Annotated in this window: 14 protein-coding genes; 5 read left to right on the forward strand and 9 right to left on the reverse strand. The window is 43.8% G+C overall.

Going from position 1 to position 12,406, the window contains the following annotated elements:
- Positions 1 to 11: 11 nt before the first annotated feature.
- From DQQ10_RS02885 to DQQ10_RS02910, 6 genes are all read right to left on the reverse strand, one after another.
- On the reverse strand, positions 12 to 533 hold the full coding sequence (locus DQQ10_RS02885; RefSeq protein ID WP_112745276.1) for a DinB family protein: 522 nt from the start codon (positions 531 to 533) through the stop codon (positions 12 to 14).
- A gap of 160 nt (positions 534 to 693) precedes the next feature.
- Complete coding sequence (locus DQQ10_RS02890; RefSeq protein ID WP_112745277.1) at positions 694 to 1,164, reverse strand: regulatory protein RecX; 471 nt, start codon at positions 1,162 to 1,164, stop codon at positions 694 to 696.
- Between the two features lie 63 nt (positions 1,165 to 1,227).
- Positions 1,228 to 1,704, reverse strand: a complete 477-nt coding sequence (locus DQQ10_RS02895) for a YcxB family protein (RefSeq protein ID WP_112745278.1) — start codon at positions 1,702 to 1,704, stop codon at positions 1,228 to 1,230.
- A 27-nt stretch (positions 1,705 to 1,731) separates the two neighbouring features.
- Positions 1,732 to 2,589 carry a carboxylating nicotinate-nucleotide diphosphorylase gene (gene nadC, locus DQQ10_RS02900; protein ID WP_112745279.1) on the reverse strand — a complete coding sequence of 286 codons (858 nt, stop codon included), beginning with the start codon at positions 2,587 to 2,589 and terminating at the stop codon, positions 1,732 to 1,734.
- A 50-nt stretch (positions 2,590 to 2,639) separates the two neighbouring features.
- Entirely contained in the window at positions 2,640 to 3,149 is a 510-nt protein-coding gene (locus DQQ10_RS02905) for a DUF1648 domain-containing protein (protein ID WP_112745280.1), read from the reverse strand.
- Positions 3,150 to 3,152: 3 nt separating this feature from the next.
- Entirely contained in the window at positions 3,153 to 3,554 is a 402-nt protein-coding gene (locus DQQ10_RS02910) for a DUF4783 domain-containing protein (protein WP_165823777.1), read from the reverse strand.
- Between the two features lie 193 nt (positions 3,555 to 3,747).
- On the opposite strand from DQQ10_RS02910, the gene gpmI reads away from it, so the two are divergent.
- The 5 genes from gpmI (at position 3,748) to DQQ10_RS02935 (ending at position 9,310) form a co-directional block, all read left to right on the forward strand.
- Positions 3,748 to 5,274, forward strand: a complete 1,527-nt coding sequence (gpmI, locus tag DQQ10_RS02915; RefSeq protein WP_112745282.1) for a 2,3-bisphosphoglycerate-independent phosphoglycerate mutase — start codon at positions 3,748 to 3,750, stop codon at positions 5,272 to 5,274.
- Positions 5,275 to 5,288: 14 nt separating this feature from the next.
- Positions 5,289 to 5,918 carry a hypothetical protein gene (locus tag DQQ10_RS02920; RefSeq protein ID WP_133259513.1) on the forward strand — a complete coding sequence of 210 codons (630 nt, stop codon included), beginning with the start codon at positions 5,289 to 5,291 and terminating at the stop codon, positions 5,916 to 5,918.
- A gap of 2 nt (positions 5,919 to 5,920) precedes the next feature.
- Entirely contained in the window at positions 5,921 to 7,705 is a 1,785-nt protein-coding gene (locus DQQ10_RS02925; protein WP_112745284.1) for an ABC transporter ATP-binding protein, read from the forward strand.
- On the forward strand, positions 7,702 to 8,118 hold the full coding sequence (locus DQQ10_RS02930) for a Fur family transcriptional regulator (protein WP_112745285.1): 417 nt from the start codon (positions 7,702 to 7,704) through the stop codon (positions 8,116 to 8,118). Before DQQ10_RS02925 ends, DQQ10_RS02930 begins: the two co-directional genes overlap by 4 nt.
- 160 nt (positions 8,119 to 8,278) lie before the next feature.
- A complete protein-coding gene (locus tag DQQ10_RS02935; protein ID WP_245970244.1) occupies positions 8,279 to 9,310 on the forward strand; it encodes a TerC family protein in 1,032 nt (343 codons plus the stop codon).
- A 94-nt stretch (positions 9,311 to 9,404) separates the two neighbouring features.
- Here the strand turns inward: DQQ10_RS02935 and DQQ10_RS02940 are convergent, their stop codons facing one another.
- From DQQ10_RS02940 to DQQ10_RS02950, 3 genes are read right to left on the reverse strand one after another with little or no spacing between them, the layout of a single operon-like run.
- Positions 9,405 to 10,676: a co-chaperone DjlA gene (locus tag DQQ10_RS02940; RefSeq protein ID WP_112745286.1), complete on the reverse strand. Its 1,272-nt coding sequence runs from the start codon at positions 10,674 to 10,676 to the stop codon at positions 9,405 to 9,407.
- Positions 10,677 to 10,734: 58 nt separating this feature from the next.
- Complete coding sequence (gene purE / locus DQQ10_RS02945; RefSeq protein ID WP_112745287.1) at positions 10,735 to 11,247, reverse strand: 5-(carboxyamino)imidazole ribonucleotide mutase; 513 nt, start codon at positions 11,245 to 11,247, stop codon at positions 10,735 to 10,737.
- A 1-nt stretch (position 11,248) separates the two neighbouring features.
- A complete protein-coding gene (locus DQQ10_RS02950) occupies positions 11,249 to 12,391 on the reverse strand; it encodes a 5-(carboxyamino)imidazole ribonucleotide synthase (RefSeq protein ID WP_112745288.1) in 1,143 nt (380 codons plus the stop codon).
- Positions 12,392 to 12,406: the final 15 nt, after the last annotated feature.

Genomic DNA, 12,406 nt, shown 5'->3' on the forward strand with positions numbered 1-12,406 from the left:
TAAGGTAAGAATTAATGAGCAGAAGTGGATACGGTTTCTTTATGTCGGATCGTAGATGCGGCTATGCCGAAATCATCTGCCAACGAGATGTAGCGTGCAATTTCACGAACGCCGATCTTTATGATCGCCATGTGGTGTACGGCATGTTCAATATTATAAACAAGTTCGCGCGTGGCGTTTGTATCGATGGTAACAAACACATCTTTACTTACGTCGTAGCCAGCTTCAAGCTTCAGCGGCTTCTCATGCATGCCTTCGATAAAGGAAGATATTCTCCCGATAGCCGCGAGTGCTAAGTATTTATCGCTTTCGATTAACTTGTCATGCGCACGTTTGTCGTAGTTAATCAGCCCTTGCTGATAACCTTGTTGAAAACACAGAAAGAATTCCAATGTATGGCGGAGGTGCTGACCAATTGTTGACCCACTCAAACTTTCAACGGGTCTGGCAAAATCTGCTGCGGTAATTTGATGAACGAGTGACGAGAGTTGATTTAATATATGACAACACGCTTGGTGGAGGTGAACGTTCATAGACTGTTGGGTTATCGCAAGTTTAAAAGTAATCGACAAAAAATGTTATACCCATCCCGAAGGATTATGGATCAATCCATCAAGTTTGGCTCCCATTCTAACATGGCCCTACCTATGGAAGTTCTGAAATTACCGAATTGTTGTCGAGATTACAATGACGTTAAATGTTGTTCGACGATTTTATCACGCGCCATACTAAATCCGGTTCGAATCCTTTTTGAATGGCAAAACGCGCAACTTTATCACGTCTCACAAACGGATCTTTATCGCCTGTCTGCTGCGATTTCTTTTGAAGAATTTCGGTTAGTGTTTGAAGATAAGCATCGTCTTCTATCTCTTTCATTCCAGACTTGATGCAATTCGGCGTAAGGCCACGTGCTTCCAATGCATGAACGATCTTTATTCGTCCCCATTTCATGAGCCGAAACTTTCCACCCGCAAATGCTTTTGCAAAACGTTCCTCGTTTAGAAAACCTTCTGTGATAAGATGCGATAAAATTTCATCGACTTCATCACGATAGAGTCCATACTCATAGAGCTTATCGCGAACTTCACTGTGAGAACGTTCTTGATACGCGCAAAAGCGATAGATTTTTTGACGAGACTCAGAAACTGTCAGCCGCTTCTTCATGATGTCGAAGTTATCACAGCTTCAAAAAAAACAATAGCGGTTCGTCGAGAAATTTACACGCGATTATTTCACCAGTCCCTTAGCTTTCATCACACTACCAACAAACTTGCGTTCATTCTCAGTGTTGAAAATTCGGAATGGCCAGTACAGAATCTGAGCCTTATTGATATAAAGGACGAAGAAATCCTTTCCGATTTCTCCCTTTTGAATTTGATCCCACTTAATCGGAGCGCCTTCTCTTGGGTTAATCTTCATCAAGATTTGCTGACTGCTAATTTCGTAAGAAAACTTTTCGAACAACATCTTGCTCTGTTCGAGTTGCGTAACACCATAAAACTGGATATACCAGAATAACAGATAAAGTAAAATACCAATGAATGCCGCGATGAACCACCAAATTGACGCTACCCAAATATAACCCAAGCAGATAATGAATGCAGCAGCTGCTGCTATCCAACCCTGCTGCTTCATGATATTCTTAAAAGCAATGTTGATATAAATGTTCTTCTCTAGCTTATAATTTTTCGTCTTGACTACCATATACTATTCACTACAATTTTAATTTCTTTAGAATGCTTTCAAGCTTAAGTCTAAGCTTTTGATGGAATGTGTGAGCGCCCCTACCGAGATAAAATCGACACCACATTCCGCTATGGACCGAATCGTTTCTTCCGTGATTCCGCCACTGGCTTCTGTCTTGAACTTTCCTCCAATCATCGTTACCGCTTCCTTCATCTGTTCGACAGACATGTTGTCTAACATCACAACGTCAACTCCACCGATTGTCAATACCTCCGAAACTTCTTTCAGATTTCTTGTCTCGACCTCGATTGCCAATTGTCGATTGGTGGCGCGAAGATAATCTTTTGCTCGAATGATTGCCTGCTCTATCCCACCAGCCATATCAATATGATTATCTTTTAGCATGATCATGTCATATAATCCAATGCGGTGATTTCGTCCGCCGCCTATTACAACGCCCCATTTTTCAAGTAACCTGAAGTTGGGCGTCGTTTTACGGGTATCGAGAATCGCGGCTTTTGTGCCTGCAATCAGTTTCTTCAAGTGCGCAGCTTTCGTCGCGATGGCACTCATTCTTTGCATGCAGTTCAAAACAAGTCGTTCCGCCGTCAAAATAGACCTAGCGGGACCTTCAACCGTAAGTGCGATGTCTCCAAATTTTATTGACGAGCCGTCCTTCAACAAAACATTCACTTTTAAACGTGGATCCACCTGTTCGAAAATTTTCTCTGCAAGTTCCATCCCCGCCAGGACGCCGTTATCTTTCACAAGTAGGCGTGCGCGACTGATGGCATCTTCGGAAATAGCAGAAAGCGACGAATGATCTCCGTCCCCCACATCCTCGTTCAGGGCCTCTGTAATAAATTTCTGAAGAAATTGGTCAGTAATGTAAGGTGGCTTCACCGGGCAAAAATAGGACGGTTTCTGCTCCGGCAAAAGATGGCGGCAGGCTTTTATTCTTCCGGTTCTTTATGCTGTTGAATCATCTGATACATGTAGTATGAAACGACAGCTATTAACGCCAAAAGAAAGTAAATCATCAGAAACATATCTGCGCGTTCGTCATAACCCAATCCAACGCGAACCATTGAAACCACCAGCAGCGTGAAGAAAATGGCAATGATCACGCGTATCCATCGCATCATGCGCAAGCTCAGTTTCAAGAGCGTTGCCCGGTTAGCGTCGGTTACAGGAACTGGGTAATTCATTCGGTTTGAATATCGCTTTACGAGGAAAATCCCAACGTAAACAGCAGCGCCTAGCGCCGGCGCGATAAGCACATTAATCTTAGAACCTGTACCATTGGGAACGCCCGCAAAATCGAAATGAATTGGGATCACTGCAGGAAGCTTTTGGAAAAAGAATATTGGTATACCAATCGAGGAGAGCAGGAAGAGAGCGCCAAACACTTCCAGAATTTGATCAAACAATGTTAGCGCGGGAATCTGTACGTCTTTAGACATGACTTATTCCTTCACGAATGAAATTTCGTGCACCAATTGTTGGCTACTGACTGCCTTAATCTTCATAAAAACGCGGTATGTATTCGCGTTGCTTTTGTATTGCCCAATCGCGAAAGGCTGTCCGCCCTTAGAGGAACCTTGGTGGATGATATTAAATTCAGAAGGTGGATTTTGCTTAAAGAAATCGCGGAACACAAATTCAGCTTGCGCTTTGCTGTATGATTGCACGTTGTCGTCAATCGTTACGTCAATGGTTTGATTGAGATATTTCGATAACTCTTTCGCACTACCAGCCTTGATAGTTTCTTTAACCTGGGTAATAACGTCGGCCTGCGCATAGGCTGCTGCCAGGCAAGAAATCGTCATTGAAAAAATCAAACAAAAGCGAAAAATAGTCTGCTTCATGATGGTTTCTAAAGGGGCCAAAATTATGCCACACCCATAAAGGTAGGCAAAATAAATGTTGTTCCTTTTTGCAAACGTTTCCATTAGGATGTAATATTTCCGATGACTCGGTAGATATCTGAGCCTCCGACGAGCAAATCATCGCTATATTTGCGGCCGCAAACATAAACCGCAACTCAAAAAAGTCAATCTCATGAATAAGAAAGTATTGCTGATGATCCTGGATGGATGGGGAATCGCTAAAAACAAAGCCGTTTCAGCTATAGATAAAGCTCAAACACCATTTGTTAATTCTCTTTACACCAAATATTCGAACAGCAAACTTGAGGCTTCGGGGCTCGCCGTTGGTCTCCCGGCAGGGCAAATGGGTAACTCCGAAGTTGGGCACATGAATATCGGCGCCGGCCGTGTCGTGTATCAAGATCTTGTGCGCGTGAATAAGGCAATTGAAGACAAAGAGCTCGATCAAAATCCCGTGTTACTTGAAGCTTTCGCATACGCCAAGAAGAACAACAAAAATGTTCACTACATCGGACTTGTCTCTGATGGCGGGGTGCATGCGCATGTTGAGCACTTAAAAGGCCTCACCACCATTGCAGCCAACAACGGCGTAAAGAATCTTTTCATCCACGCCTTTACAGATGGGCGCGATACAGATCCGAAAGGCGGCCTTAACTACATCGCCGACATTCTTAACCACTTGCCAAAATCAACTGGAAAGCTTGCGAGCATTATTGGGCGCTACTACGCGATGGATCGTGACAAACGTTGGGAACGCGTAAAGCTTGCGTACGACCTGTTGGTAAAAGGCGAAGGTACAAAAGCAACGGATGGGCTAGCTGCAATTCGTCAATCTTACGAAAGCAATGTAACGGATGAGTTTATCAAACCGGTAGTGATTGTCGGCGCAGATCAGCAGCCGATTGGAACCATCAAAGAAGGCGACGTGGTCCTATGCTTTAACTTCAGAACCGATCGCGGTCGCGAAATCACAGAAGCATTAACGCAGCAGGATTTCCCAGAGCAACAAATGAAAAAGCTGCCACTTTACTATATCACGCTCACAAATTATGATGACTCATTCAAAGATGTGAAAGTAATTTTCGACAAGGACAACCTTGACAAAACGTTGGGTGAAGTCGTCTCTGCAGCCGGCAAAAAACAAATACGCATCGCTGAAACAGAAAAGTATCCTCACGTGACTTTCTTTTTCTCCGGTGGAAGAGAAGAACCGTTCCCTGGCGAATCTCGCTTACTATGTCCATCGCCTAAAGTGGCAACATATGATCTCGCGCCAGAAATGAGTGCTAATGATATTAAAGACAAGATCATTCCAGAGTTGGAGAAAAAATCAGCGGATTTCATTTGCTTGAATTTTGCTAACCCTGATATGGTTGGCCACACCGGTGTATTTGAAGCTGCCGTGAAAGCTTGCGAAACAGTAGACAAGTGTACTGAACAAGTCGTGACCACAGCATTGAAAAATGATTATTCCGTGATCGTGATCGCGGACCATGGCAATGCAGACATGATGATTAATGAAGATGGCTCGCCAAACACCGCACACACAACCAATCTCGTACCATGCATCCTTGTCGATAATAACTTCAAAGGCAAGATCAAGGACGGCAAACTTGGTGATCTCGCGCCAACGATATTGACGTTGATGGGTGTTGCAATCCCATCGCAAATGACAGGGAACGTATTGATCGAGCAATAGCGATAGTCAACGACATGCTTTCAAGAACAAGACATCAGCCTAACAGTTCACCACTTCGTAGATACATTCTTGTGGTCGTGAGCGGTATGCTGATGTTTTCGTGCAACATAAAAAAAGATCGATCATCATCGGGATATTATCCGATAGACAGTCTTCTCAAAGCCCAGGCAAATGCACTTCATCGTCATAGGGCCGAGGTGAGTAAGACATCGTCTCTAAGTGATGTTAACGAAACAAATACCTTTCACCCAAAAGACATTGCATCGTGGGAAAAAGAACTTGCCGCGCTGATGGAAATCGACGCGATCAACAGGCCAACCTATAACGGTCTTTATCAGGTAGACAAAGGGCTTGCAGACACGAGGAGCAATTTGAAGGTAGATGCATTCACCGCTCAGGGTGATCTTCCGGTACAATCACTACGGATATATTATCAGGACTCACCTGCAAAGGTTCGAAAAATCGAAGCGGTACTGAAGGAAGAAAATTCACTATACACCAGCAAGAAATTTTTTGAGTTGGAATTTCAAGACATCGACCGCCAAAATATTCTCACGGCATACACGGTGGAGGGCGAACAGAAGATGTACTTGAAAGACTCCGTTCATTACAAGATAGCGGTGGCAATTACATTAGCGAACTAACAATGGCAAAGCGAAGCGGCAAGGAACCCTTGCGTGAAGAAGAGAAGCGGAAGTTGACGAAAGACAACCTAAGAAAACTTGCTGTGATTTTCAGATTCATGGCGCCTTATAGATGGATCTTTGCTCTCGGGTTACTCGCGTTATTCTTATCATCATCCACACTACTCATTTTTCCAAGGCTGGCAGGCGAACTTGTTGACGTTGCCAATGGAAAATCGAATTATTTCACTTCAATCACGCAACTCGGATTGGCGTTGCTGCTGGTGCTCGTTGTACAGGGCATATTTTCTTTTGTTCGGGTATACACATTTGCCATTGTAACAGAGAAGGGGCTCGCGACACTTCGCAAAACGCTGTTTTCTAAATTGGTTTGGCTTCCATTAACATTCTATGATCAACGTCGTACCGGGGAATTAATGAGTAGGATTTCATCTGACGTTACCGTACTGAACGATCTCTTTTCAATTACACTAGCAGAATTTTTTAGACAAATCGTAATGCTTATCGGAGGCAGTGTAATCATCGCTGTTCTCTCTCCAAAGCTTACCGTTTTCATGCTGCTGATATTTCCGATAATCGTTGTTCTCGGCATTGTGTTCGGAAAGTTTATTCGCAAAACATCAAGCAAAAGCCAGGACAAACTTGCCTCGGCGAACGTGATTGTCGAAGAATCACTGCAGTCTGTCACCGCCGTTAAATCATTTACGAACGAACAATTTGAAATCGGGCGATATGTTAAGATGCTTGATGAAGCGGTTAAGGTATCGATCAGCTCCGCACGCTATCGCGCTATTTTTATTTCCTTCCTCATCACGATTGTCATGGGCGGTATTGTTGCCATTGCATGTTACGGCGCATCCCTTGTACAAAGCGGTGATTTGAAATCAGGCCAACTCTTCTCGTTCGTCCTCTACACGGCTATCATTGGAATTTCTGTTGCTGGTCTCGGCGACATCTTCGGTCAAATTCAAAAATCCATTGGCGCTTCTGAAAGAGTACTGGACATCCTTGATGAAAACGATGAGCAATCGTCCCTGCAGCATATCCCGCTTGAAGGAAAGATCACTTTCAACAATGTATCGTTTATCTATCCAACACGACAAGACCATCCTGTCTTAAAAGAATTAAATTTCTCCATCAGCCCGGGTGAGAAAATTGCACTCGTTGGACCCAGTGGATCTGGTAAGTCAACGATCACAAATTTACTGATGCGCTTTTATCCGGTTCAACAAGGGCAAATCTTGGTGGATAATATTGCTATTCAGGAATACAATCTTTCCGGGTACCGTCAAAACATAGGTATCGTACCACAAGAGGTGTTGCTTTTTGGTGGTAGCATTGCAGAGAACATCGCCTACGGTAAACCTGACGCATCCATCGAACAGATTCGTGAAGCAGCGCGCAAAGCAAACGCGCTTGAATTCATCGAGAGTTTCCCAGATAAGTTTGAGACACTTGTCGGTGAACGTGGTGTAAAACTATCGGGAGGGCAGCGTCAACGGGTAGCGATCGCTCGCGCCATCTTAAAAGATCCGGCCATTCTTATTCTCGATGAAGCGACAAGTTCACTCGATGCTCAATCAGAAGTTCTGGTCCAGCAAGCACTCGAAAAATTAATGGAAGGTCGTACGACGATCATCATTGCACATCGCCTCAGCACCATCAAGAAAGTAGACCGTATCTTTGTCATCAAGGAAGGCAGACTTGCTGAGACAGGTTCGCATGCAGAACTCACGCAGGTAGAAGGCGGAATTTATAGTAACTTACTCAAACTACAGTTGCAATGAACCCATCGTCCGAGAGGCTGCTAAAATCTTTCCGTTTAAGGCTAACACCAACACGGCAAGAAATTCTGCATCTTTTCTTGAAGCGCGACCACGCTTTGTCGCACGGCGATATCGAAAAAGAAATCAAGAATGACCTGGACCGTGTCACCGTTTACAGGACGTTGAAAACTTTTCTAGACAAGGGCCTCATTCATAAAGTTCTCGATGACGAAGGCGGGATAAAGTATGCGCTTTGTACCGAAGCTTGTTCGTCTAAGGAACATCATCACAACCACGTCCACTTTAAATGCACACATTGTGGACAAACCCATTGCCTCGACACCGAAATCCCTTCAATCAAGCTGCCCAAAGGATATCAGGCAGACGAAGTAAACATATTGATTCAAGGTATTTGTGAACGATGCTCGCGTTAAATATGAACGACTGCTTTACCGTATAAAAACCTAAAATAAATCGCTAATAGCCCCCTTTTGGGAATGAAATATATTTGTAGTTTTGGCATTCGCAGATTCCGAGAACTGCGTTTTTTCGATGTTTTAAGGCTTTAATTTCAATTAACCCCGGTATTCTCCCTTGTCATCCGCACTTAACATACTCCTTTTCTCGCTATTCGAAGATTTGAGTACAAAGGAGACTATTCTCTTTGGGATTTTTGGTTTCTTCATCCTGGTCTTCTTGGTGCTTGATTTAGGAATTTTGAACAAGCAAGCCCATGCGATTTCCACGAAGTCTGCATTGTATCAATCAATCTTTTGGGTCACCGTAAGCACGGTGTTTGGTGGCGTGATCTACTTCTATGGACCTTACGAACACCTCGAAGGAGGAGCAAAAGTTGTGTTGCAAGGTGCAGATGCCGCAGTACTCTATTTCTCAACTTACCTCACCGAGTACGCACTTTCAGTAGATAACATATTTGTAATACTTCTGATTTTAAAATATTTCCAAGTTAAGGATGAGTATTATCATAAGATCCTTTTCTGGGGAATCTTAGGGGCTATTGTATTCCGTGCAGTCTTCATTTTCGTTGGCGCATTGCTCATTCACCAATTCGAATGGCTGCTATATGCCTTTGGTGTATTCCTCATTTACTCCGGTGTTCGTATTTATTTCGAAGATGGAGATGAAAAAATCGAGCCTGAAAAAAATCCGATCATGCGTTTTTGTCGTCGGTACCTACCGCTGACAAAACAAGAGCATGGTGCAAATTTCATGGTAAGAGAGAACGGCAAAATTAGATTTACGCCATTGTTTCTCGTGATCGTTTTGATTGAAACAACGGATCTCCTATTTGCCGTTGACTCAATCCCTGCCGCTTTTGCAATCACCAAGAATCCATTCTTGATTTACACATCCAATATCTTTGCGGTGTTAGGGCTTCGAGCAATGTTCTTCTTGCTCGCAGGGATTATTGACAAGTTCTACCTTCTACAGAAAGGACTGTCTATCATTCTGTTCTTCATCGGCGCCAAGATGCTCCTCGAAATAGTCGACTACAAAGTAGACGTGTACATGTCGTTCGCCGTGATCATCGCTACGCTCACGTTATCGATTATTCTATCGGTGCTAGTTCCTCGAAAAGGCGACCAGGAAGAAGAGGGCGCCTAAATAATCGGCAGTATTCACATCCAAAGTTCGTAAAACGGAATTGCTGGCAGCCATCATAACATGGCAGCTTTTGTAATTCAAAATGTCGTTTCAATTAATCAGGAACACCGTCTGCGAAAAGATTCTTTGGTAGAATTTTAAGCAAGATGGGTAGTGTTAGAAACTTCTGCGGAAGCGCAATTATTACGAATGTCGGGATCGTTTTGAGTATGACGATAAGCTTCTCACGCATGGTTTCACGCTCCTCATTTGAGAGTTCGTTCGCGCGAGCTTTGCGCATGAGTTCAATCATTTCAGAATCACCTTGCATGGCCTTTACGAGGCGGCTTTTGTTACGCTCTGTGATTTTTGAAACACGCGCGATAAAATCATTGCTTACCTGATGATAGTCTTGCTTGTTTTGTAAATGCTCAAGCTGCACCCAGTGCTCAAGGATAAACCCTTCAATGGCGAGCATGCTGTTCTCAAGATCTTCTTCCGTAAAACCAAGGTAGCCGCAGAAAGCCTTTAAATAATCGAGTTCAGATTGCTCGACCTTCTTATCTGCCCATAGGGTAAGGATCGCTATCTCAAGGAAGAATTTTTTTAGGATCCATGAGTTTTCAGAAGGGAGATTGATTTCTTCGACGGTGATTCCTTCTTCAAAAATGCGCTGCGCTTCCTTACGACGTTCACCGGAAAAGTCGGTGCTTTGAAGGAAGTAGTCAAACAATTTTTTCTCTTCAAAAGCAATTACTTTGTTCGCATGGGCAGCAGAGGCAATCACTTTCACAACCGAGAATCGCAGCTCTTCACGTTCATATCTAAAAAAGTCAGCAACAATCTTGTCGGCGTTAGTGTGAATCCACTGACCAAAAATGAAAACGTCCAGAAATAAAAGTGTGTTATGGAAAAAATAAGTCCAGAAATTACCTTCATAAGAGCTCGTGTGTTCGATGCGCTTGTTCAGAATTATTTCCGCTACCTCCATCGGAGACTTTTTCTTTCCGAAGAGTGTCTTCGCTGGCGTGGCTAACTCTGGAAAGATATTGTTATAGAAATTGCCGATACTTTCAAGCGTTTTGGAAAATACGTTAGAAAGCTCGTCGACGTCACGGATGGGTTTATCATAAAATAAGAGCGAACTACTAATGAGACTTTCTGCCAACAGAATTTTCATTCTGTCTTTCTCGCTCCATTTTTCGTGCTCGGGTAGAGTAATGTCGCCTACGGACTGACCATACATTAACCCCGTGGGTTGAATGACGCGATAAAGCGATTGCTCCGGATGTGATCCTTTATGACCTTCTTCGGTCGTCAATTCTTGAAGTAAATCTTTCCTGAATTCGAGGTACTCTTTAAGCCAGCCTTTGTCGTGAGGTCTCATAGTCGCAGTTATGCAAAATGAAATTACAGAAATTTTACGCGATCTCTAAACCTTGAAATCACAAAGCGCTTTGCCAACCTTTCGACTCGATGTTTTTGGCGGCAGATTCCACTTTACGCTGCAATGACTGCTTAAACTTATCGAGTTTTTTTCCAACCTCTTTATCCGACGAACCGATAATTTGAGCGGCGAGTATACCGGCATTGCGCGCGCCATCTAGGGCTACCGTGGCAACGGGTACACCCGAAGGCATCTGCAAGATAGAGAGCACAGAATCCCAGCCATCGATCGAATTAGAAGATTTCACTGGAACGCCGATCACCGGTAACGACGTTAATGACGCCACCATACCCGGAAGGTGAGCTGCTCCGCCCGCACCAGCGACAATAGCTTTAATGCCGCGCTTTCTAGCGTTGGTAGCGTATTCTACCATTCGTAACGGCGTACGGTGCGCCGATACGATCGTTAACTCGTAACCGACACCCATTTCATCTAAAAACTCAGCAGCCTCTTTCATAACCCGAAGATCAGATTGACTACCCATGATAATACCCACGACTGGTTTGCTCATATCAGCTAATTACTTTTAATGTTTTCTTCACTAACGCGACTTTCTCTTTCAACGAATTGATATCGCGATCTACGATCGTTACATGTCCCATCTTTCGAAAAGGCTTCGTGAATTTCTTTCCGTAAAGATGCACGTGAACACCAGAAATAGCGATCACTTCTTCAAATCCTTCATAACGAGCAGCGCCTGCAAATCCATCTTCTCCCAACAAATTTACCATGGCGCCAGGAATGATCATCGCTGTATCTCCCAACGGCAAATTTAAAATTGCACGAAGATGTTGTTCATATTGTGACGTACCGTTTGCCTCAATTGTTTGGTGCCCGCTGTTGTGTGGTCGTGGTGCAATTTCATTCACCAGCACCTTTCCATCCTTCGTTACGAACATTTCAACTGCAAGTAGTCCGACCATATTCAGTGACGCAATAATTTGGCGTGCGATCCGGTCCGCTTCTTCAGCGACATCAGGCGATATCTCTGCCGGTGCAAAAAGATACTCTACCAAATTGTGCACGGGATGAAAAACCATTTCTACTACAGGAAATGTCTTGATCTCTCCTTTCTCATTGCGCGCCACGATGACAGAAATTTCTTTCTCAAAATCAATCAACTTTTCGAGTAAGCTCGGCGCTTCAAAAGCCTTCGCAAGGTCGGCTGCTGTTCTCAGAATTTGAACACCCCGACCATCATACCCTTCTTTGCCCAACTTATTTACTGCAGGAAGAAAGTTAGCATGGGCCTGCACCGCTGCAGCCGTATCGGTTAGAATAAAATCCGCCGTGGGAATATTTTGATCTTTGTAGAATTGCTTTTGAATGCGCTTGTCTTGTATAATTTCGATAACCTCTGGCTGCGGGAAAACTTTTTTGCCTTGCTTAACCAATGCTTTCAACGCGGGTGTATTGACATTCTCTATTTCGATGGTGATGATATCGCAATCTTTTCCAAAGTTCATCACCGTGTCATAGTCGGTTAACTTTCCGTGGTGAAATTCTGTGATGCCAGCGCACGGAGCATTTTCATCTGGATCAAGAACCGTGAAAGGTATGTTAAAATCGATACCTGACTGAATTAACATGCGGCCCAATTGGCCTCCGCCAAGTATGCCCAGTTTAAAATTTTGCTGAAATGTAAGTGAAGCCAAGTCGGTGAATTTTGC

The sequence above is a fragment of the Pseudochryseolinea flava genome (assembly GCF_003286915.1).
Lineage (GTDB): Bacteria > Bacteroidota > Bacteroidia > Cytophagales > Cyclobacteriaceae > Ohtaekwangia > Ohtaekwangia flava.